Annotated in this window: 21 protein-coding genes; 2 read left to right on the top strand and 19 right to left on the bottom strand. The window is 36.8% G+C overall.

Annotated elements, in window-relative coordinates; translation table 11 throughout:
• Positions 1-10: 10 nt before the first annotated feature.
• The 8 genes from ABC382_RS02065 to ABC382_RS02030 all read right to left on the bottom strand — a co-directional run bounded on the left by ABC382_RS02065 (position 11) and on the right by ABC382_RS02030 (position 8680).
• Positions 11-733, bottom strand: coding sequence for an amino acid ABC transporter ATP-binding protein (locus ABC382_RS02065; RefSeq protein WP_312506496.1), 723 nt, complete (start codon positions 731-733; stop codon positions 11-13).
• A complete protein-coding gene (locus ABC382_RS02060) occupies positions 708-1403 on the bottom strand; it encodes an amino acid ABC transporter permease (RefSeq protein WP_322610619.1) in 696 nt (231 codons plus the stop codon). Before ABC382_RS02060 ends, ABC382_RS02065 begins: the two co-directional genes overlap by 26 nt.
• Before the next feature lie 152 nt (positions 1404-1555).
• Positions 1556-2386 carry an ABC transporter substrate-binding protein gene (locus ABC382_RS02055; protein WP_322610618.1) on the bottom strand — a complete coding sequence of 277 codons (831 nt, stop codon included), beginning with the start codon at positions 2384-2386 and terminating at the stop codon, positions 1556-1558.
• A gap of 21 nt (positions 2387-2407) precedes the next feature.
• Entirely contained in the window at positions 2408-3154 is a 747-nt protein-coding gene (locus ABC382_RS02050; protein WP_312506498.1) for an SDR family NAD(P)-dependent oxidoreductase, read from the bottom strand.
• Between the two features lie 11 nt (positions 3155-3165).
• Complete coding sequence (gcvPB, locus tag ABC382_RS02045; RefSeq protein ID WP_274793439.1) at positions 3166-4752, bottom strand: aminomethyl-transferring glycine dehydrogenase subunit GcvPB; 1587 nt, start codon at positions 4750-4752, stop codon at positions 3166-3168.
• Positions 4753-4773: 21 nt separating this feature from the next.
• Positions 4774-6162, bottom strand: a complete 1389-nt coding sequence (gene gcvPA / locus ABC382_RS02040; protein ID WP_274793440.1) for an aminomethyl-transferring glycine dehydrogenase subunit GcvPA — start codon at positions 6160-6162, stop codon at positions 4774-4776.
• 27 nt (positions 6163-6189) lie between these two features.
• A complete protein-coding gene (locus ABC382_RS02035) occupies positions 6190-6966 on the bottom strand; it encodes an SDR family NAD(P)-dependent oxidoreductase (RefSeq protein ID WP_313470104.1) in 777 nt (258 codons plus the stop codon).
• A 322-nt stretch (positions 6967-7288) separates the two neighbouring features.
• Positions 7289-8680: a sigma-54 interaction domain-containing protein gene (locus ABC382_RS02030; protein WP_274793442.1), complete on the bottom strand. Its 1392-nt coding sequence runs from the start codon at positions 8678-8680 to the stop codon at positions 7289-7291.
• A gap of 555 nt (positions 8681-9235) precedes the next feature.
• Here ABC382_RS02030 and rpoN point away from each other — a divergent pair.
• The gene (gene rpoN / locus ABC382_RS02025) at positions 9236-10555 is read left to right on the top strand and encodes an RNA polymerase factor sigma-54 (RefSeq protein WP_322611014.1); all 1320 of its coding nucleotides are present in this window, start codon (positions 9236-9238) and stop codon (positions 10553-10555) included.
• A gap of 76 nt (positions 10556-10631) precedes the next feature.
• Here rpoN and ABC382_RS02020 read toward each other — a convergent pair whose 3' ends face one another.
• The 4 genes from ABC382_RS02020 to ABC382_RS02005 all read right to left on the bottom strand — a co-directional run bounded on the left by ABC382_RS02020 (position 10632) and on the right by ABC382_RS02005 (position 13370).
• A complete protein-coding gene (locus ABC382_RS02020; protein ID WP_322610617.1) occupies positions 10632-10925 on the bottom strand; it encodes a hypothetical protein in 294 nt (97 codons plus the stop codon).
• A gap of 138 nt (positions 10926-11063) precedes the next feature.
• Positions 11064-12170, bottom strand: a complete 1107-nt coding sequence (locus ABC382_RS02015; RefSeq protein ID WP_322610616.1) for a PA2928 family protein — start codon at positions 12168-12170, stop codon at positions 11064-11066.
• Between the two features lie 28 nt (positions 12171-12198).
• The gene (locus ABC382_RS02010; RefSeq protein ID WP_322610615.1) at positions 12199-13029 is read right to left on the bottom strand and encodes a CbrC family protein; all 831 of its coding nucleotides are present in this window, start codon (positions 13027-13029) and stop codon (positions 12199-12201) included.
• A 32-nt stretch (positions 13030-13061) separates the two neighbouring features.
• Positions 13062-13370 carry an antibiotic biosynthesis monooxygenase family protein gene (locus ABC382_RS02005; RefSeq protein WP_322606615.1) on the bottom strand — a complete coding sequence of 103 codons (309 nt, stop codon included), beginning with the start codon at positions 13368-13370 and terminating at the stop codon, positions 13062-13064.
• Between the two features lie 87 nt (positions 13371-13457).
• Between ABC382_RS02005 and ABC382_RS02000 the strand changes: the two genes are divergently transcribed.
• Complete coding sequence (locus tag ABC382_RS02000) at positions 13458-14144, top strand: ArsR/SmtB family transcription factor (protein ID WP_412926544.1); 687 nt, start codon at positions 13458-13460, stop codon at positions 14142-14144.
• Between the two features lie 27 nt (positions 14145-14171).
• On the opposite strand, the gene ABC382_RS01995 is transcribed toward ABC382_RS02000, so the two are convergent.
• The 7 genes from ABC382_RS01995 to ABC382_RS01965 all read right to left on the bottom strand — a co-directional run bounded on the left by ABC382_RS01995 (position 14172) and on the right by ABC382_RS01965 (position 21844).
• A complete protein-coding gene (locus ABC382_RS01995; RefSeq protein ID WP_322610614.1) occupies positions 14172-15038 on the bottom strand; it encodes a DMT family transporter in 867 nt (288 codons plus the stop codon).
• A 502-nt stretch (positions 15039-15540) separates the two neighbouring features.
• Entirely contained in the window at positions 15541-16329 is a 789-nt protein-coding gene (locus ABC382_RS01990) for a lipid II flippase Amj family protein (protein ID WP_274797343.1), read from the bottom strand.
• 158 nt (positions 16330-16487) lie between these two features.
• Positions 16488-16985 (bottom strand): kinase, encoded by a 498-nt coding sequence (locus ABC382_RS01985; protein ID WP_312506507.1) that lies wholly within the window; start codon positions 16983-16985, stop codon positions 16488-16490.
• A gap of 15 nt (positions 16986-17000) precedes the next feature.
• A complete protein-coding gene (locus tag ABC382_RS01980; protein WP_274793450.1) occupies positions 17001-18266 on the bottom strand; it encodes an MFS transporter in 1266 nt (421 codons plus the stop codon).
• 270 nt (positions 18267-18536) lie between these two features.
• On the bottom strand, positions 18537-19733 hold the full coding sequence (locus ABC382_RS01975) for an MFS transporter (protein ID WP_412926543.1): 1197 nt from the start codon (positions 19731-19733) through the stop codon (positions 18537-18539).
• A gap of 372 nt (positions 19734-20105) precedes the next feature.
• The gene (locus tag ABC382_RS01970) at positions 20106-20975 is read right to left on the bottom strand and encodes a metal ABC transporter permease (protein WP_274793452.1); all 870 of its coding nucleotides are present in this window, start codon (positions 20973-20975) and stop codon (positions 20106-20108) included.
• Positions 20972-21844 carry a metal ABC transporter permease gene (locus tag ABC382_RS01965; protein WP_322610613.1) on the bottom strand — a complete coding sequence of 291 codons (873 nt, stop codon included), beginning with the start codon at positions 21842-21844 and terminating at the stop codon, positions 20972-20974. Before ABC382_RS01965 ends, ABC382_RS01970 begins: the two co-directional genes overlap by 4 nt.
• Between the last annotated feature and the right edge of the window lies 1 nt (position 21845).

The following is a 21845-nucleotide window of genomic DNA, read 5'->3' as shown; positions in this document are numbered from 1 at the left end:
ACAGAAATAATTATAAAACCTGCTGTAAAAACTTAATGGTTCTTTCTTGTTTTGGAGCTTTAAAAATTTCTACTGGAGAGCCCTCTTCAATAATTTTACCGTCTGCTAACATAATTACCCTATCGGCTACTTCCTTAGCGAAGCCCATTTCATGTGTGACGACGACCATCGTCATGCCGTCTTTAGCAAGGCTTTTCATGGTTTCTAGAACTTCCCCTACCAACTCAGGATCCAATGCTGATGTTGGTTCATCAAATAACATAACACTCGGATTCATTGCAAGTGCCCTAGCAATAGCAACTCGTTGTTTTTGACCACCAGATAGTTGTTCCGGATAGTAATTAGCTTTATCAGCAAGACCAACTCGTTCTAACAAATTCATAGCAAATTTAATTGCTTCTTCTTTACTTTGCCTTTTTACCTGAATAGGTGCTTCTATTATATTTTGTAAAACACTTAAATGGGGAAATAAATTGAAATGTTGAAATACCATACCCATATTTTCTCTTACAAGATTTAAATTAGTTCTTTTTACATCAATAATTTCATCATTAATGCTTATCGTACCTGAATCTAATATTTCCAAAAAATTCATACAGCGTAATAAAGTGCTCTTCCCTGAGCCACTAGCCCCTATGAGAACAACTACTTCCGATTTATTAATTTCAAGGTTTATATCTTTTAACACCTTCAAGTCACCAAATGATTTAGAAAGCGATTTCAACTTTATCACGTTTTTTCCTCCTTCCAACATCCAGTCGACTTTCAAGTTTATTAAATAACAATGTGAATAATAAGACTAAAATTAAATAATAAATTCCTACAACAAAGTATGTTTCAAGAGGCATATAATTGTAAGCTTGGGTTGATAGTGCATGGTTAAATAATTCAGATACTGCAATGTAGGCTACTAAAGACGAATCTTTTAACCCTATGATGAATTGATTAGCTAATGCTGGAATAGCTCTTTTAAAACTCTGTGGCAAAATAATTCGTCTCATTGTTTTAAAATAGGTCATTCCTAAAGATCGACCAGCCTCCATTTGGCCTTTATCTATAGATTGAATGGATCCACGGAAAATTTCTGCAATATAAGCTCCTGAATGGATTCCAAGCGCAATGGCCCCAGCTGCAAAGTCTGTTAAGGTAAAGATACTAGAAATTCCATAGTATAAGAACATAAGTTGTACAATTAAAGGCATACCACGAACAACAAAAATATAGGTATTAGCAATACTTTCCAGGATTTGAATATTGGATACTTTAAAAAAGGCAAACACTAACCCAATCACACATGCAATAAATAAAGAAACTATTGTTAACTCAATGGTTAAAACGGTCGCTTTTAAAAACTCAATGCCATGCTTTTGAAATATTGATGTTACATTTGTGAGAAAATCCATAGTAATCACCTAACCTCTTTTAAGGATGTGGATATGAAAGACACTTATTTAGAAAGTAAAATAGAAAGAATTTTCAATTTACTTAGCTTATAATTCAATTATTTTCTATGCCTAGTACATCTTTAGCATACTAGGCACGCTATTTTTAACAGTTACTCTAACAAGTCTTTCCCAAACCATTTCATACTTATTTCTTTATACGTTCCATCTTCGACCATCTCTTCAATCGCTTTATTAATCGCCTCTAATAAAACTTCGTTATCTTTATTAATCGCCACTGCTATTTCTTCTCTTTTAATGACCTCTCCTAGGGCTTGAATCTTCAATCCTGACTCTTGCATTGCTGAAATACCTACAATTCTATCTGTAATCACTGCATCTAGACGACCGGGTGGAAGATCCTGTAATGCATAAATTTCACTAGGGAATTCTTTGATTTTATCTGTATATTTCTTTGCATCTTCAACATAAGTACTAGCTTGCATAACACCAATCGTTTTTCCCTTTAAATCTTCTACTGTTTTAATATCCTTATTTTCACTAGAGATAAATACTGTAGCACCTGAAACATAATAAGGAATTGAGAAATCAACCTGTTTAGACCTTTCCTCAGTTGCTGTCATACTACCAATAATCGCATCATATTTATTTCCTCGTAACCCTTGAATAATCGTTTCCCATGGATTGGTTACGGGATTTGCTTCAAGGCCAATCCTCTTTGAGATTTCTTTCCCGATCTCAACATCAAAGCCGACTAGTTCTTGATTTTCCTTATAATTTAATGGTTTTAGTAAACCACTCATTGCAAATGTTAACTTTCCGTCCTTAACCAATTTCATTTCTGTTGCTACACCTTTGTCTTGATCCTCACTTTTTGCATCCGCAGTTGCCGCAACTTGTGTATTTGTTCTATTGTCCGAACATGCCGCCATCAACGAAATGACCAACACCAATAATAAAAAATAGAATGTATTTTTCTTCATCAAATAACCCCTTCCATTTAATTAAGCTAGTTCTCCACCATCAATAGCAATGGCTTGTCCGGTAATATAGGACGAATCATCCGAAGCAAGGAAAGCGTATAATGCTCCGACTTCTTGAGGATCTGCATGTCGTTTCAGGGGGATACCTTCATTGACAACTTCCAACATAGCTGGTGTATATTCAGCCATTTGCATTGGCGTTAGCACGTATCCAGGACATATCGTATTTACTCTGATATTTGGAGCAAGCTCTAACGCCATTGTTTTTGCTAATAGATTAACACCTGCTTTGGAAGCGTTGTAATCCGCATAGAATGGATGACCTGTCACTCCATTTGTAGACGCTGTCATAAGTATGACACCCTTGCCCTGCTCCACCATAATTTTTGCGGCTGCTTGTGAAGTATAAAATACACCGTTTAGATTAATGTTTAATACTTTATTCCATTGTTCAGGACTAATATCAAGAAACTTATTGCGAATGCTAATACCTGCATTCGCAATAAAAACATCTACACCACCTAAATCTCTTTTTATATTCTCAAAAACAGCATTTACATTTTCAGGGTTACTAACATCTACTACATATCCTTTAGCAATTCCGGGATTTTCTTTTATCGATTGTTCAATACCTTCTTTATTAATATCTAAAATAGCCACTATCGATTCTTCTTCTATAAAACGTTGTGCTGTGGCTAATCCTATACCACTAGCGCCTCCCGTGATGACGACTCTCTTATTTTTTAAACTTCTATGATTGGTTCTCATCCTAACACCCCCTACCTATTATTTATTAATACTTCCTTTTTATTTTTCATCTTTTGTTGATATACCCTCCATGAAATACACCATTTTGATGGCTCATCTAAATAATCTGCTTCAATTAATTGATGAATTGTACTATTTTGCGGTGCTGCTTTAACAATTTCTGGCGTTTCGTATGCTTCTTTAGAAATCTGCTCCAGCGCTTGAATATATTCATCTAAATCTGCTTTAGAATAGGATTCTGTTGGTTCAAGTGTAAATGGTTGCGGAACAATATAAGGATGATGACTAGTCCAGTAATGTAAACCGAAGTCAGTCATTCGGCGCTGCACATCCTCTGTTGTCACACCTGTTTCTTTCTCCAGTTGCTCCCAACTATATCGAACTTGCTCTAATCGTTGCCCTTGTATATACGGCACACTTACACCACGAATTTTTGATACTTTACTATACAGATAATTATTATTTAATACAGCTGTTTCTGCCACGGCTTTAAGACCATCTGCTCCTAGTGCTCTAACCCAAGCATAAGAGCGTAAAATAGTTTGTGCTACTCCATGGAATGATCGTACTTTTCCAATCGAATGCTCTAATTGATCATTTAACACATACTGGTCTCCAACCTTCTCAACAATTGGTCCTGGCAAATATGGCTTTAATTCTTCTGTCACCCCGAGCGCCCCTGTTGCTGGTCCTCCACACATGTGAGGTGCTGCAAATGTTTTGTGAAGATTGAAGAAACACATGTCAAAGCCTGCTTCTCTTGCACGTGTAATTCCTAACAGTCCATTGGCATTTGCCTGGTCGTAGTAACAAATTCCACCTGCATCATGTACTATTTTCGTAAATTCCTTAATTTTAGAATTATAAATTCCTGTATCTTCAGGGTTAGCTACTACAAATCCAGCAGTTCTTTCTGATACAACTTCTTTCAATTTATTAATATCTGGGAAACCATTTTCATCTGGGGGAATAGTAATTATTTTGTAACCTTTTACTACTGCTGTAGCTGCTTGAGATGGATGAGAGAAGATGGTTGTAATAATTTCATTACGTTGATCTGCCTCACCTTTCACTTCAAAATATTTGCGTACAATTGATGCCATGGCAAACAATGCTTGTGTCCCACCACTTGGTTGGAAGGAGAAGCGATCCATCCCGGAAATTTCACGCATCGCTAAGTCCATATTGTGAATGATTTCGAGCATTCCTTGGACAGTACTTGGATCTTGTAAAGGGTGAAGTTCCATTATTTTAGGATTACGAATAAGCAATTCATTAATTTTAGGAATATACTTCATCGTACAAGTACCTTGTCCAATTTCAACATTAAAATCAGAGCCTAATGTTTCTTGTGAAAGCCTTACATAATGTCGTAGCACACGTGCTTGACCGATTTCTGGTAAATTCAGTTTAGCTACCCTTTTCATATTTTGCGGTAAAGATGAAACACCATCACCGACCGCTTCTACTACCTCATTTGAAGGTTGTGGAACTTCTACTCCGACTTCTCCTGGTTGATGTAACTCAAAAATAATAGGTTCATTCCATTTAGCTTGATGAAAGTCTTTATTTACATTATCTCTTACAATCTTATCCATGTTAAAACTCCTTTCCACCATTTAATTTCCAGTAATTGTAGATAAAGCATTCACTAGCTTATCGATATCCTCTTTTGTGTGAACTTCGGTTACACAATAGAGTGCTGCTTGACCATATTCAGGAAACTCCAACGATAAATCTTTACCGCCAAAGATTTTTTGCTCTAGTAATCGTGAATTAATTTCTTCTACTGTTAATCCTGTATCATTAAAATCTATAATGAACTCTTTGAAAAATGGTGAGGTAATTCTTGAACCTCGAATGTTTTTAATCGTATTCAATTGCATTACTGCATACTGACTGTTTTGCATGATAACTTGACCTAACTCATACATGCCATTAGGTCCCATTAATGATAAATACACACCTGCCGTAATACCCCAAAGAGCTGTTTGTGTACCTACAGATTCCTTACCATTTTCTCGATCCGCAAATGAAGTACGATCATAGGCAATGTCACCGAAACCATATTCACCTTTCTTAACAGTCGGAATGATACCGAACAAGCGGGATGGATATTCATTCACAAATTTCGGGTCGTTATAGGTTGCAATAAATCCAGCTTGCCCTCCACTATAATTCATGTGCATACCTAATGGTTGAAGATCTCCACAAACAATATCAGCCCCATATTGACTTGGTGGTGCCAAAACCCCTAGTGAACTTGGATCAACTCCAACAATCATCAGTACGCCATATTTTTTAGCTAGTTGTGAAATTTCCTGTCCTTGCGACTCGATGAAGCCTAAATATGATGGATTTTCGAAGTAAATAGCTGCAACCTCGTTTGACAATTTTGCTTCTAAATCGGCTAAGTCCATTAATCCTGTATTAATATTAAATTTGACCCCTTCAAATGATAATTGGGGTGTACCATAGTTTGTTATAACTTTTCTGCGTTCTGGAGAAAGTGTATTAGCAAGTAAAATCTTCGTACGCTTTGTAATCCGACTAGCCATACGAATCGCCGTAGATGCAGCTTGAGCCCAATCAAATGTGGGAACATTAACAACTTCCATATCCACAAGCTCCGCCATCAAGCTTTGATATTCAAATAATGCTTGAAAGCGACCATGATCCTCATAGGGCTCTCCTGCATAAGCTGTTAAAAACTCCGCACGTTGGTTCACTTCATCACATACGGCTGGAATGAAGTGTTGCCAGCAACCTGCTCCTAGAAAATTAATGTATTCATTGGAGCTTATATTTTTATTTAAAAGCCCATCAATATGGCGTCGTAACTCTAATTCATTCAAAGCTTTCGGGATATCCATCGTACCTTTAAAATGTAAATTTTCCGGAATGCACGAATAAAGCTCCTCAACGGATTGAACTCCTATTTCCTCTAACATTTCTTGTTTGACCTCAGATACCATATTAGGAATATATGGATGAACCTTTTTACTCATTTAAAATGCCTCCCTCTATTATTAATTTTAGGCTAATCCGCCACCATCAACTGTTAATGTAGTTCCTGTAACCCAAGCTGATAAATTACTTGCAAGGAATAGAACCCCTTTCGCAATATCTTCAGGTGTTCCTAGTCTTGCTAACGGTCTATCTACAGCCGAACTACGTAAAAAACTTGATTCGTCTATGTTTAATTGTTTTGCCTCCCCACGTAGTAATGGCGTGTCAGTATCTCCAGGACAAATGCAATTTACGCGTATATTTTCAGGGCCATGGTCAATGGCCATAGCCTTTGTTAAATTTACAACTCCTGCTTTTGCAGCACAGTAAGATGCAGCTTTGTCTCCACCTTTGATTCCCCATCCTGAACCTGTATTAATGATACTGCCACCGTTATCTCTCATGAGTGGGATTAAGTATTTAGAAAGTAGATAAACCCCTTTAAGTGAAACATTAATAACAGCATCCCAATCCGCTTCGTCTAGATCCACTACTGTTTTTCTGCGAATAATACCCGCATTATTAAAAAGTACATCTACTTTTCCGTATCTTTTCTGGATAGAATCAGCCACATTTTGGCAGTCTTGTGTATTCGTCACATCGCATTTTAAAAACTCAACATCTAAACCAGCCTCTTTTAAATTTTTTTCTGTATCTTCACCTTTTTGTTGATCTATATCTAGAATCACAGTTTTCGTTCCCAACTCACTTAATAATTTAGCTGTAGCAAGACCAATCCCCGAGGCCCCTCCTGTAATCACAGCCACTTTACCTTCTAATTCAAAGTAGTCTTCCAAATACATCTTCCTCCTTTCATTTCCTTACTATATATCTAGCAAAATACGTGCCAACTGTAGAAAACTTAATTTCACAAAACTATTCAATCTGCAGAAAAGTCAGAAACTTCAGGTGTTAAAGCTACTTTTTCATAATGCGATCAATAGGAGAGTTAACAATATACTCACTTTCCTTTTGCCATATTTGTCATTTCTGTTGTCACTTTTGTCATTAAAATTAACCATAAAAAAACACAAATACCTAGGAAGTTCACTTTAAATTACTCAAAGGAGGTGAGGAATTTAAAAATCTTCCACAAGCTTGGTATTTGTGTCAAACTAATTTATACTATAAATTTACACTTTTTAGTTTTCTATAAAGCGTCCTTGTACTTATTCCCAATTCTTCGGCAACTCGTTCTTTTCCAGCAGTATCATCTCCATATCGAGCGAGCATTTGGTAGATGACCTCCATTTCTGTATCTTTTAATATAGTAGAATTGCTATAAAGATTTTTCGCTTTATTCTTTTCGATAATATATTTGGGTAAGCTTTCCTTAGTTAATTGTAGGGAATTTTCCATTACCATACTGTACTCTAATACATTTTCTAACTCTCTTATGTTCCCTGGCCAAGAGTATAATTTCAACTCCTCCAAAAATTCATTTGAAAAATCTTTAATAAATTTCCCTGTTTTATGCTGAATCTTTTCAAGTAGCTTTTCAATCAAATATTCAATTTCATCCGTTCTTTCCTTTAAAGGGGGCAACGTTAAAGGGATAACATTTAGACGATAATATAAGTCCGAACGAAACTCACCTTTTCTCACCATATCTTCTAAAGATTTATTTGTAGCAGCAATAATTCTTACATTTACTTTTCTAGGCTCAATTGCTCCGACTCTATAAATAAGTCCATCTTGCAATACCGTTAACAGCTTTGCCTGTAAATGTAATGGTAATTCTGTAATTTCATCGAGGAATAAAGTGCCCTTGTCTGCCACTTCAAAATAGCCCATTTTTCCTTTTCTTCTTGCCCCTGTAAACGCCCCTTCATCATAGCCAAATAACTCACTTTCAAACAAGTTTTCAGGAATACTTGCACAATTCAGCTCTATAAATTTCCCTTTATGTGTAATGCTATTTGAATGGATATATTTAGCTAATAAACTTTTTCCCGTCCCCGTCTCTCCCGTTATGACAATTGACGATGGGCTATTTGCAATACTACTTAACTTACTCTTGATAAGTTGTAAGTGAGGTGCGTTGCCTAATACATATTTCGTGTCAGTTCCTTTTTTATTTTCAAGTAATAAATAGGATCCTTCACTGTTCAAGGCATTGATAATCATATCTCCCAACCGAGTTAACCAATTCTGATATATCTTCTGCTCAGAAGAAAGTTTTTTCTCCCCCTCCTCTGTAAAACTGACAAATGTCAAATATCCGAAGTGACGATCTCCTTTTACTAAATTCATCATCATTTCCACTTTAGATGGACAATTATTTTGGAATCTACAACCAGAACACACTTTCATTTGGCCAGGCTTTTGTAAATATTGAACAGACTTAGAATAATATTTTTGGAAGAACGGCAGGTGTACTGTTATCCCTTTTTGCTTTCTATATTCTTCTGTTGCTAGAAATACTTCACCATTTGAAGTGAAATAGGCCATTTCTAATTGTAATAGTTCACCAAAAGCATCCAGCATAGATTGCACTAATTTTTCGGCATTCAACATCATATCCCTCCACATACATCAAAAAAGTAATAATACTAATTTAGTTATAGTAAAAAATAGCTCCTAATTAAACTATGTTATATGGAACGGAAGCCCAATTATCTTCTCTTTTTTAATTCGCCAAAAGTTACATCTTACCTTTAAAATTTTCTGTCAGTAAGGATAATATAGAATCCCTTTCCAATTAGAAAACTTGTAGGTAGGATTCACAACAAAAAAGCCACCCAAAATTGAGGCCCTATAAAAGTAAAACTTAATACTTAATGGGGCAGTACATGGGTAGCTAATTTAATTATTTATATTGTAATCTATGAAACATTAGTGCATTAGAGGGGAACATGTCAAGTCGGTTCCATGGTTGAATCCTCTATCATTAGGAGCATAAAATTACCAGATAACCTAAGATCCATTAACTATGTGATATACCGTTCTGTTTGTAGTCTTCATTCGCTTCCTACAAATAATCTTTATTAACTATTTGATCTATTATAGACAAAAAATCTAGATTAGATAATAATAACATTACATAGAGAAAATGAGGTGATTCCCTTGAAAATGAATTTAAACGTCTCACAACAAATTACCCAAACGTTGACAACCGAACTCATTCATCAATTGGAACTACTACAATACTCCAGCTCAGAATTAGAACAACATATTTATGAGAAATCAAATGAAAACCCTTTATTAACTGTAATTGAGAAAAATATGAATCATACAAAGGACATTGTAGACCTTGCCACAATGTCTATAAAAGGTATTCAACCTAAGCAAAAACAACATTATGATTTTATTCAAACTCGGCTAACACAGCAACATTCATACATTACCCAACTACTTGATCAAATACCCTTCCACCCAGATATTACACCGCATGATAGAGATATTTTAAAATATTTCATATGTAACCTCGATGAACACTTATTTTTAAATGTAGACCTATCCAAAGTTGCTGAATCTTTTAACATCTCTTTAGACCATATAAAAACACTGCTAGAACTATTACAAACCTTCGAACCTCTTGGCGTTGGAGCAAGAGATTTTAAGGAATATTTATTAATTCAAATATACAATGATCTAGAAGCCCCACCTTTTGCTGCTCAATTCATACAACATCATTTAGAGCAAGTAGCTAATTTATCAATTAAATTGTTAAGTACGACTTATGACATTTCTATAGAAGAAACGCAAAGAACCATACAATATATACGAAACCTACAACCAATCCCAATTTCACTGGATAGTCATACGAATAACGAATATATTATACCTGATATAATCATCAGTAAACTGAATGGGGAATGGATTATAGAAGTTAATAATCGGTTTTTACCTAAAATAGAAATTAATCAAAATTACGTAGATCTACTAAAAGAATCCGTTGAAGATTATGCCTATTACCAACAATGCATGAACGATATCATTGTTTTAACGCAAGGGATTGCTCAGCGTGATAAAACATTATACAGCCTGACACGATTACTTCTTGATATGCAAGCTTCATTCTTTGAGCATGGAATAAATGCCTTATCTCCAATGCGTTTAAAAGATGTTGCACAAGCATTAAATATGCATGAATCCACGATAAGTCGTGCGGTTAAAAATAAATATATCCGTACAGAACATGGCGTCTTTGCACTACAGTCTCTATTTACAAAAGGCATAATCAATGACGCTGGAAAACTTGATTCTGTATCATTTGTCAAACGCCGCATTAAGGAATTAGTAGAAAATGAAAATAGGAAATTCCCTCTATCAGATCAACAACTAACGGAAGAATTAGAAGCGGAGGGTGTTCGAATTTCACGTCGAACAGTTTCAAAATATCGTAAAGAAATGAACATAGCCAATTCATCTAAACGTATTTATTTATAAAGAGAAAAATAAATACCCCTCATTTGGGCTGACTGTCTTAAAAAAGCGAGCAGTTCCTAAATGAAGGGTTTTTTTATCACTTCTTATAACCAGCCTTTTTTAATACCTGCATGAAATAAAAGCGATACGTATTTTGGACAAATGTATCTAATGGGAGTCCCACATTGACCTGATATTTAGTAAAAATAAAATAAAATCGTTTGTCCCATTTTAAACGTAATAGCTCTCCTGCCTCTTCACCATACTTCGCTGTAAATTCCTTTATCAAGGGCTCAATCATCTCATAACAATAGTCTTTTAAATTGGCGAGTGCTTCTATATCTTTATCTTTTTGAAAGCGAATAATCCATTCTACTAATTGTTCGTTCATGTTCGTACGTCATCCTTTTAAGTAGTGTTTCTTTCTATTTAAATTATACGCTATTTTACAAGAATCGAAAAAAGAACTATGTTTCTCCTTGATTATTTACTTCCCTTAATACAAGGACCTTGTTCAATATGTTCACGTTTAATCGATCGGTCGATTCCATCGTAGATGATAGTGAACGGTCTTCTTCCTTGTTTCCTTATCTAAAACAACTAGCCTATCACCCGCTTGAATGACATAGGTATTCTCTAATATGCGAACACCAGGCTGTTGTTGCTCTTGGTTGATGATCCCTATATTTTCTTCCCATATTATTTGATGTTTGTTCATATCGTACAGTAGTAAAATATGATCCGCACTTTCTCGCTGTGTTTTTCGATAAGAAACGATCGCCGTTTTTTGGGCTATATCCACATCAATCACTTTAGGTTCTAAATTTTGATAAGCTTGTATGGCAGGCTCTGTTAGGACAGCTTGACTAAAATTATTGATTGCTTGATCGTCTTCTACTGGCTGTTGATGCGTGGCAAAATAACCAGGTAAAGATGCTTCAATAAAGAAGCGTGCTGAAAGATAGTCTTTAGCTTTTGGCTCCTCGCTTAACGTCTTCCCATCATAGCGATAGAATTTCCCATCGACACCCTCCAAATATAAATTATTTTCTAAGGCTACCATCTGTTGGGCACCATTGCTCAACACATCTATTAATGGCTGATGCTGCTGACGAAATTCTTTTTCAGAGAGTATTTCTTTGCCTGTTGTCATATCTAGCAATGACAATTGGCCAAATTCATCGTCACGATGATGAATAAGGAGACCACCCATAAATTTCCCAATAAGTGTTTCTTTAGAAGAGGAAGATTGTGTCCACTGCTTTTCTCCTGTCTCGATATTCACTGCAACGAGGAGATAATGAGAAATTATATGTGTAATACCATTCGATGTTCCGTTATTTTCAGAGCCTCGCACCATTTGAACAGCAATACTTTGTGAATCATCTGTATAAATGGCGGAATCTGATTTGATTGGAAAAGCTCTCCCTGCTAAGCCAAAAATAATCATTAAGAAATTGCTGATCAATAAAAAAATAATGAGCAAAATGCTAGACGTGATGAGCCGTTTCCGTTTTATAACGATAAACAATACTAGTAATAATCCTAAGCCCAATATGACATATAAAAAAATATCGTGGATTAACCAACCATTTAAGCGCCAAGAATACAAATATCGTTGAAGAAATTGTTCCATTTTTCTACCTCCTTAAAACCAAAAACTATTAGCTAAAATCAGAATATAGTACATATCGGTCACATTCTAAGCACTGAAATAAATAGCCTTGATGATGACCATTGTTCATTAAGGATGCAGAAAGTTCATCTTTCGAAAAGCCTGTGTAATTGTCAAATTCATTGTCTATCCCTAGCTCCACTAAATCACTCCAGCCGACATAGCCGATAAACGCACAATAGTCCGAACAATGAGCCACCCAATTATTGCCCTGCCAGCTTACATAGCCAGGCGTTCGATAGAGCACTTCCTCGGCAAACTTAGGATTCGTAACCTGTTCATCATCTAGTAAGTCTTGCTGGAAAGAACCATCATATTTTTGAGCTGCTTCCCCACTATGTATGCAGGAAGGACAAAGATAATCTACATCCTCAATTGCATAAATACCACCAGTATAATAGACATCAACCTCCTGCTGGCAACAATCACATACAACGAATTCATCTGTTTCAAAAATTTTAGCTTCGAGAGGGTTTGGTAAATATTTAAACGTTGGGATTTTCGTTTTTAATTGCCGATGTTCTCTAATTTTTCTTGGTAACAGAGGATTAACGGAATTTGGTTTATTTATGTAGGTTTGGAGAACGCCATATTTTTTCAGATCTTTCTTATCTGCTTTATTCATAATAGTTGTAAATAATTGATAAGCTTCTGGATACATTCTTAGTAAGCAATAAACCTCTACTAGTATCCTTAACGTTTCTTCAGTTTGTGGCTCCTGCTTTACTTGATCTTTGAAAGCATGCATTTCATTAATCGTTATTGGATTGGAAGGATTAAAATTTTTTCTAAGTTCATGCCATTTGTCCGCGATTATCATTATAAAGTAGGCCCCCTTCTCATTCACTATTTCTATTTTACAAAAGAATACTCTTTTATTATTTGGCAGATTTCTACTTGATAGTTTGTGTACCATTTACCTTTACCCAATTGTTGTGCAGTCAAATGCTTGGCATTGTCTTTCCAGGCTTGAATAGCTTCTAGTGATTCCCAATAGGACACCGTAATACCTCTACCTTCATCGTTTCTCACACTTTCAACACGCAGGAAGCCAGGCTGTTGCTGTGCCAATGTGTTTATTATTTCCGCCATCTCGCCATAGCCCTCCCCATCTCGTTCGGTTCTTTGCGATGTAAAAATTACTGCATAGTACGTTTCCATTTATTTCTCCTCCTCTATAACTTTTATTGTAAACGATAATAACTTTGACTAAAATCATAATATAGAAAATTGAAAGGATTGTGACATATGGGAATTAATCCAAACATGGCTGAAGTTGCATCACTACTCGGCGATACATCAAGAGCCACCATCCTTGCTAGTATGATGGACGGCCGTTTCCATACTGCTAGTGAACTGGCATATATGGCTGCCATCAAACCTCAAACTGCTAGCTTTCATCTTGCTAAATTAATCGAAGGTAAGCTGATAAAAGTTGAAAAACAGGGCCGACACCGTTATTTTCAATTAGCTGGTGAAGATATTGCTCAATTTTTGGAGTCTTTCTTAGCCATCTCACCTCCACCAGAGGTCCGTTCTTTAAAACAATCGAGCCAAATGAAATTATTACAGGATGCTCGCACTTGCTATGATCATTTAGCAGGTAAATTAGGAGTCCAATTAACGGAAGCCTTGACGGATGCAGGTTATATAAAATTAGAGGACAAGCAATTTGTCTTAACAGATGAAGGCACTTTATTTTTCACTACATTTGGGCTTGATTTAGCTGCTGTAAAAAGAAAAAGACGCTCCTTTTCTCATGCCTGCTTAGATTGGAGTGAACGACGATACCATTTGGCTGGTGCACTTGGTAGCGAACTATTAAACCAATTATTGAGCCTCGGCTGGCTTACACGAGTACCTTTTATTCGCGCCATCAAAGTGACAGAGAAAGGTAGGAAAGGTTTTAAAGAGATATTCCAAATAGATTGCTAACAAAATAGGGGGCTAAGAGGTTATCTCCTAGCCCTTTCCTTTACTAAACGTCCGATTGACTAAATAAATGCCACTAATGATAAACAACCCGCCCATAACGAGTGATTGTTTTAGCGGTTCGTTTAATAACACCCAGCCTGTTAATACGCCAAAAAAAGGAGCTAAAAATAAATAGGCACTTGTTTTCCCTGGATCACTATTTTGAAGAAGATAGTACCACCCTGCAAATTGAATGATGGAAGAAAGAAGGCTAAGCCATAACAAAAGTAAGATGGACTGCTGATGAACAATAAAGAATGGTTGCTCTAGCAAGGTGCTACCTAGCAAAAGGAGTACTCCTCCAAATAGCATTTGATAGGCTGATAGAACCCAAGTATCAAATAATACGCCCCATTTTTTCACTAATAGGGTCGCAATGGCCCAAAAAATTGCTGATAGAAGCCCAAACAGAATACCCATCTTTAATTCAAAATGAGCCCCCATGGTAATAATCACCCCTATTAAGCCAAGTAAAACGCCTATCCATTGATAGAAGCGGTAACGTGCTTTCATAAAAATGGTGGCAAATATCACAACGAATAAGGGATTTGTAAAGGTTAAAATAGAAGATTCACTGGCTGTAATCGTGCGAAGACTTAAAAAAATGCACCCCATGACACCAGCTGTTTGAAAGGACCCAATGATACAAAGCTTGAACCATTCTTCCTTTGAAGCAGGATGTGGCCTTTTAAAGATCCTAACAACAACAGCCATAATTATACCTGCCAGTATAAATCGAAATGCAGCCAATAATAAAGGCGAAGAATACACTAATCCTATTTTTACGATGGCAAATGATGAACCCATTAAAAAGGTTGTTATCACTAATAAAGCTATAAATTGATAGTTTTTCATAACTAGCTCCTCACATAATTTTATCTTGCTATATGCTTATTTTAAACAGATAGTATTTCAACACTCATCGAAGTATGGATTACATTTTAAAGTTTTTGTGAATGGCATTACTTTTATATTTAGAGGAGGATTGCGATATATTATAGAGCCAAACAGCCGCGTAGTAGCTTGTTACTGCCCTTGCTTTTTAATGTCGCGTTCAAGATTATCACTTTAGGTGACCATTACTAATGACAATATTATTCTGCCTCTCACTAGTATTGTGTCTTGCAGGATCGTTTTGCCAAGTTGAATTATGTACCTACCGTGGAAATGAAAGATTTTGTAAGAATCAAAAAATCTTACCTCTAAAAAATAAAGAGATAAGATTTTTTACTTTAATTTTCCATAAACGTCCTTACAATTTCTTGTGGATTTGTATGGTGTAAATATTGTCCCCATCCTATGTGATGACTTTCGAGTGTTTCACCTGCTCTTCCTGTAGTATGAGGGTGTTTTTTTGTTAAGCAATCAGCTTGGCAAACCACGCAACATAATGAGCACCAGGGATCAATAATAACTGTGCCACAATCGTTCCTAAAAATCGGGAAAACATCATCATAACGGAAGCTTTCTTTAAATCGATATAACTTCCTCTTTTATTGATGACATCATCGGCAAGAATAGAAATTTTAGGGTCAATGAATAAAATCAAAAGGATTGTCGCTATGCCATTAATTAATCCAGACGCCATAACCGCAGTGGTCTTTAATTCAGGTACTAATAAAGTGGCGTACAAAGCAGATAAAACCCCAATAGTATAGATGGCCGTAATGATAATATTAATGACAAATAATTTAATTGGTATATCTCGTAAGCTGATGCCTTTTAGATAGGTAAAACGAGGTTTATGAATATGCTTTACACCTCGTCGCACATATTCAAGCGTAAAGCCTTTTTTCAACAATGCTGGGATTGAACCCCTCTCGTCAGCCAAATGTACAATGGCCCTTGAAAAAATGGCTACAAAGGTAGGGATTAATAAGATTCCTACTAGTGTGCCAAATGATGCCGCTCCTATAATCATTCGAAACTGATATTCGACATGTGTCAAAGCAGTATCAACAGGTGCAGTATCAACTAGGCTTCCTGTAAACGGCTGTTGCATCATATTTGCTAGTCTCGACACCATCACCATCACATTAAAAAGAGATAAAGCTGACGCTAGTAATCTGACCCGTGCTCCTGATAAACGTACTGCATAAGCAAGCGTTTCAATAGCATGAATGATTAAAATGAATAAAGCAATCATGATTAATTTTTCTGTTATTAAATCCACATCAATACCTACACTGAGCTTTCTAACGATTTAACATTGTGACGGTTTTTCCTTCAAAGTAGTTCCAATTGAAAAAATCTTACCCTAAGAAGGATCAGAGTAAGATCTAAATATTGTTCTATCCATATTAATTACTTCTGTAGCTGCTTTAAAATTAGTTTTAATATATCTTCCTGTGACATATCATTCGTCAACAGCGTTTCACCAGCGACGCCAAGATAATCTTTCGGATGCCACCACGTACGTAATGAATCTTCTCCGAACTCATTCTTTTTGGCTCTAGAATGATGACGACTAACAGTTTCCTCAAAAGTTAAATCGAAATAATACGTAAAGGCTTTTTGATCATAAAATTGGATTAAGTTTTTCAGCATATCTCCGTAACGACTTTCATTCAATATTCCCTCTACAATGACAAATTTGCATCGACCTTTCCCATATTCCGCGATTTGGCGAATTAACTCAATGGAAAGGTTCCCTTCTCTGTCATGAACTTTTAACATATCACGACGGACCACATCCTGCGGGACCACAAGCGTGCCATGTCCAAGATGATGTTGAAGACTTTTAGCGATTGTCGTTTTGCCACTGCCAGAATTTCCTCGAATGATAATTAGATTAGATGCCAATTTCTTCTCTCCTTTTTAAGCCGCTCTTCTCGACCAAATAACTACAGGAATCAGTACTAGAGACAATAGCCCTCCCGCTAAGGATAATGCTGCATAGCTTGCATTCGCCACTACCATACCGGATAGCGCCCCACCTGATGCACCTGCCAATGCAACCAAGACATCCATTTTTCCTTGTGTTTTTGCACGTATGGAAGGCTCTGTCGCATCGACGATTTGAGCTGTCCCACTAATTAAACCGAAATTCCAACCTAATCCGAGTAAAGAAAGTGCAACAATGAGTAATACCATCGAATCGCTCGGTGCAAACGCGGCCACTAAACCAGCAAATAGCAGTGTAATACCTGAGGCAATACTCATAGCTGTCCGTCCAATTTTATCGACAAGGATACCTGTAATGAGTGAAGGAAGATACATGGAACCTACATGAAACCCGATAACAATGCCTACCTCTGCTAAACCATGGCCATGATGTTTCATATGTACTGGTGTCATCGTCATAATCGCAACCATGACAATTTGCGTTAAAACCATAACCGTTGCCCCTACTGCTAGGCCTTTTTTATTGCCTGATGTTTGCATGGCTGGTGTTTTATTTGCTTTAATTTTGTGCTTGTGTGCTTCAATAGCTTTGGCAATTTCTAAAGGATCAGGACGTAACATGATAAATAGCACAAGTCCAGCGGCAATAAAAGCAACTGCAGATAAAATAAAAGGACCCGCAAGAGCTGGAATACCAATAGATAATGCCACTTTTCCCATTACTTCGACTAAGTTCGGACCTAGTACAGCACCGAATGTTGTCATGAGCATAGTCGTGCTAATCGCTGTAGCTCGTTGTTTATCATTGGCTAAATCTGTCCCAGCATAGCGGGCCTGTAAATTGGTCGCCGTGCCTGCACCATAGATTAATAGAGCAGCAAATAATACAATTACATTATTTAGCAAAGCAGCTAGAACAACACCTATTGCACCTAGTCCACCTACTATAAAACCAGTTGATAAGCCTGTACGACGGCCATATCGCTGTGATATTTTTCCTACAATGAAAGCCGCTCCTGCTGATCCTAACGTAAATAAGGCAGATGGTACACCCGCATAGGCATCCGTTCCCAGCATTTGTTGAGCTAATAAGGCACCTACTGTAATACCTGCCGCAAGACCAGCACCACCAAAAATTTGGGATAGACTGACAACCATTAATACACGCTTATACAAGCTTTTCAGTTTTTCAGGTGAATCAATATAGGACGCTATTGCCTCTTGATTTTTTCCATCCATTCTTTAACCTACTTTCTTTAAATCTACATATCGTACCTTGCTAGCTTTAGAAGGTAGCTATCTCATCGCTGCTTTTCTATCCATATTGGAAGCCTACTCAAGGTACTTTATGTTTATAAGATGACTTTAATCTACTTTAATATGGTTTTACCATTGTCCCACATTAAATGAAGAAGGAACTGTCTGGTAGACAGCTCCTTTTTATCTGCCCTCATCAGTATACCACTATGGGTATTTCGCTTGAAGAAGCAGAGCATGAATGACACGAAATTAATAGGCATGCATAACGACTTTCTTTTTCTTTGAGTAAAACAAAAAAGTAGTTGTTAAGCTTAGGCTAATAATCCCAAAAACAAGCCCCATGCCATTTAAGCCGATTAAATCGAGCATCATACCCGTCGACAACAAGACGATTTGAAAGACAACCGAATCAATCATATTTCGGAAGGAGAAAAAGCGCCCATGGAACTGTTTCGGTACTTGTTTCTGGAAAATAACCATTGTTGTTGGGAAAAAACAACCAACGGAAAAACCAAAGACTCCAAAGGCTACTAAGGCTACTAAGGCAAAAAATTGAATATCTGCTAGTAACAGCATGAGCTCCATTGATCCGATAATAAAGGCTAATGAAAAGAGCAGTGTACCCAATTGTACACGTTCAGCAATGATTTTTAAGCCCGCCGCTCCTAGCATAAAGCCGATACCTTCCACTGTGTATAACAATCCTGAAATGGTCGTCGATTGATGTATTTCTGAAATTTTCATAATGACTAAATTAAATGAACCTAAAAATAAAGTTGGAATTAACATTAAGACAAGCGTCATGAGAACTATTGGGTGCTCTTTCACCATCGGCAACACTTCTTTAAAATTCCCTTTTTCTTTATTTGACATTGTTTCATTGGACGTTTCATTCAATTGCAGTAAGCTTGTAATGGCAAACATGACCACGTAGACAATAAATGAAATAATATATAACCATTTTAATTCAAAAAAACTCAACATAAATCCTGCTGCTGCCGTACCTACGATCCTCGAAATGGTTCTTGCATTCATTTGCCAAGCATTCAGCGTAATTAAATCTTGTTCTTTCGCAATCATTGGGATAATAGATTGCAAGGCTGGCATATAAAACGCTGCTGCTATTTGCAAGGTAATTAAAAATAGAATCATCCAAATAACTGAATTGGTATAAAGAGCTGTAAACATAAATAAAACACTGACGATTCGTCCAATACTGGCCATTTGGACAACCGTTTTTTTCTTTGATTGGTCAATAATTCGACCTGCCATTGGACCGACAACTAAGCCCGCTAAAATACCACAAGAAATAATTAGTGATTTGTGAAAGTCTGACGGTACTACCTCTTGCATAAAGGCTAGATTGCCGATAATACCAGCCCATAAGCCGAGACCGACGACAAATTCACCTAATAAAATAATCCAAACGTTTCTATTTCTCCACATGCTGTTCTCCTTGTTGTTTCAATAAAATTTATCGTAACAAAATTTTAAATATTCGTACATATAAATATAGAAAAAATTGTTAGTTTAAATGCCATTCCTTCCCTTTCTAGCATTTCTTAACGAGTATACTATTTTTCCTATGAGGAATACTCATCCTAAAGTTTGAACTTGTAAGCTAAATAGAAAAAACATCGTTTGATGGACGCTCAAACGATGTTTCATGTTGTTAAAAAAGAATTTTGTCACGAGTGAGAATCGAGGCAAAGGATTGATTGTTGGTCCATCCGTACAAGGGCTCCCAATGAAGTTGTTTGCAGTTAGTGAACACCCTTTTTCACCTTTCATAAAAATGCTATTGATTGTTTATTGTCTTTACGGCATGTCTAATTTATGAACTAGTGCTTTTTTTCTTCGGTCGATTATTTTTTGGCTGACGAAGGTAACGATAAAGACAAACCCGACTGTTGTCGCCATCATTCCAGCTATCGAAGTATCCCAAAACTTGGCTAAATAATAGCCTATCACAGAGGCTGTAGCGCCGAAGAGCATGCTATAGATAAACATTTGCTTAATTGTCTTACTGATTAAATAGGAGGTGGCTGCAGGACCTATTAACATAGCAACTACTAAAATCGCTCCTACACTATCAAAGGCCGCTACAGTAGTGAACGAAATGGATGTCATAAAGCCGTAATGAAGAAGGACAACAGGAACCCCAATCGTTGCAGCATACACAGGATCAAAAGTAGCAAGCTTCATTTCTTTAAAGAATAATAGCAGGAATATACTGTTAATCATGAGGACCAGTAATAACATCCATACAGCTTTAGGCATCGCTAGACCAAGCACTGTCCATTGATCCCAAGGAACAAAGGCAATTTCCCCCATTAAGACATGTTCGACATCTAAATGGACATTGCCTGCAAACAAGGTGATAAGGAGGACACCAGCCGCAAACAAGGATGTAAATACCACCCCTATCGCCGCGTCTTCCTGAATCCCAGAGGAATGCAATAGTTGTACGAGATAAGCTGTTAACACCCCTGCAACTGCTGCACCTACAAGCATCCAAAAGCCATTTAATGTTTGGGTAATCAGGTAGGCCATCACAATGCCAAAGAGCACCGTATGACTAATGGCATCTGCTATCATGGACATGCGACGTAAGATTAGGAAAACACCAGCAATGCCACATGTAACACCAACTAATAGTCCCGTGAAGATAACCCAAAATTCAATCATCCTATATCACCCTGCTTTCGAAATTGCATTTTTCTACGATATTTACTAATTTGACCAGTTGGGCTGATAAAATAGGAAATAAAGAATATTCCTGCTGCAACTAAAACGATAATCGGGCCTGTCGATAATCCCGTCCGAATCGCACTAATAAAGGAACCAGTTATACCAGCGATCCCTCCAATCGCGGCACTCAAGATGAGCATCGTACTTAATTTCTTCGTCCAAAGCTTGGCACTTGCAGCAGGAATAATTAATAAAGCCGACATTAAGATGACACCCACCGCTTGGATTCCTGTCACAATCGTCATAACAATTAACACCGTTAACGTTGCCTTTAAAGCCTCAATCGGTAAGCCAATTCCCTTTGCATAGACAGGATCAAAAATAAGTAGCTTCCATTCCTTATAGAACAAGAGACTGACTAAAATAATGATGCTTGCACTAATAAAGAGCCACATTAAATCGGCCTTAGTCATCGTCGCCGCTTTCCCAAAAATAAAATTATTCAGACCGCTCTGATTACCGATTGGACTACGGTTAACAACTGTTAAAAATACAACCCCAATACCAAAGAATACTGTAAGGACTAAGCCAATAGCCGCATCTGCTTTCATTTTTGAAAACGATACAATCCATTGTATACAATAAACTGATAATGCAGATGTAATGCCCGCTCCCAGCATTAAAATCGGTAATTCCTTTTGTCCTGTTAACAGGAATGCGAGCGCAATACCTGGTAATGCTGCATGGGCCGCAGCATCACCAACTAGGCTTTGTTTTTGCAGGAAGGAGAATGTGCCTGTGATGCCAGCAGCAATGCCAAGTAACATCGTTCCACTCAGTACCCACAATAAGTTACCACTTAACATA

The sequence above is a fragment of the Lysinibacillus phoenicis genome (genome assembly GCF_047238325.1).
Taxonomy (GTDB): Bacteria; Bacillota; Bacilli; order Bacillales_A; family Planococcaceae; genus Lysinibacillus; species Lysinibacillus irui.
This window is presented reverse-complemented; position numbering and strand designations above follow the sequence as displayed.

What these genes read in the sequence shown, in the direction of transcription:
- ABC382_RS02050 (WP_312506498.1), bottom strand. Translation starts at nt 3,154, where the DNA reads ATGAGAACCAATCATAGAAGTTTAAAAAATAAGAGAGTCGTCATCACG.
- gcvPA (WP_274793440.1), bottom strand. Translation starts at nt 6,162, where the DNA reads ATGAGTAAAAAGGTTCATCCATATATTCCTAATATGGTATCTGAGGTC.
- ABC382_RS01980 (WP_274793450.1), bottom strand. Translation starts at nt 18,266, where the DNA reads ATGGATGGAAAAAATCAAGAGGCAATAGCGTCCTATATTGATTCACCT.
- ABC382_RS02060 (WP_322610619.1), bottom strand. Translation starts at nt 1,403, where the DNA reads ATGGATTTTCTCACAAATGTAACATCAATATTTCAAAAGCATGGCATT.
- ABC382_RS01970 (WP_274793452.1), bottom strand. Translation starts at nt 20,975, where the DNA reads ATGATTGAATTTTGGGTTATCTTCACGGGACTATTAGTTGGTGTTACA.
- rpoN (WP_322611014.1), top strand. Translation starts at nt 9,236, where the DNA reads ATGAATTTAAACGTCTCACAACAAATTACCCAAACGTTGACAACCGAA.
- gcvPB (WP_274793439.1), bottom strand. Translation starts at nt 4,752, where the DNA reads ATGGATAAGATTGTAAGAGATAATGTAAATAAAGACTTTCATCAAGCT.
- ABC382_RS01990 (WP_274797343.1), bottom strand. Translation starts at nt 16,329, where the DNA reads ATGATTGCTTTATTCATTTTAATCATTCATGCTATTGAAACGCTTGCT.
- ABC382_RS02000 (WP_412926544.1), top strand. Translation starts at nt 13,458, where the DNA reads ATGGGAATTAATCCAAACATGGCTGAAGTTGCATCACTACTCGGCGAT.
- ABC382_RS01995 (WP_322610614.1), bottom strand. Translation starts at nt 15,038, where the DNA reads ATGAAAAACTATCAATTTATAGCTTTATTAGTGATAACAACCTTTTTA.
- ABC382_RS02035 (WP_313470104.1), bottom strand. Translation starts at nt 6,966, where the DNA reads ATGTATTTGGAAGACTACTTTGAATTAGAAGGTAAAGTGGCTGTGATT.
- ABC382_RS02005 (WP_322606615.1), bottom strand. Translation starts at nt 13,370, where the DNA reads ATGGAAACGTACTATGCAGTAATTTTTACATCGCAAAGAACCGAACGA.
- ABC382_RS02015 (WP_322610616.1), bottom strand. Translation starts at nt 12,170, where the DNA reads ATGGAACAATTTCTTCAACGATATTTGTATTCTTGGCGCTTAAATGGT.
- ABC382_RS02010 (WP_322610615.1), bottom strand. Translation starts at nt 13,029, where the DNA reads ATGATAATCGCGGACAAATGGCATGAACTTAGAAAAAATTTTAATCCT.
- ABC382_RS02030 (WP_274793442.1), bottom strand. Translation starts at nt 8,680, where the DNA reads ATGTTGAATGCCGAAAAATTAGTGCAATCTATGCTGGATGCTTTTGGT.
- ABC382_RS01965 (WP_322610613.1), bottom strand. Translation starts at nt 21,844, where the DNA reads ATGTTAAGTGGTAACTTATTGTGGGTACTGAGTGGAACGATGTTACTT.
- ABC382_RS01975 (WP_412926543.1), bottom strand. Translation starts at nt 19,733, where the DNA reads ATGTGGAGAAATAGAAACGTTTGGATTATTTTATTAGGTGAATTTGTC.
- ABC382_RS02055 (WP_322610618.1), bottom strand. Translation starts at nt 2,386, where the DNA reads ATGAAGAAAAATACATTCTATTTTTTATTATTGGTGTTGGTCATTTCG.
- ABC382_RS02020 (WP_322610617.1), bottom strand. Translation starts at nt 10,925, where the DNA reads ATGAACGAACAATTAGTAGAATGGATTATTCGCTTTCAAAAAGATAAA.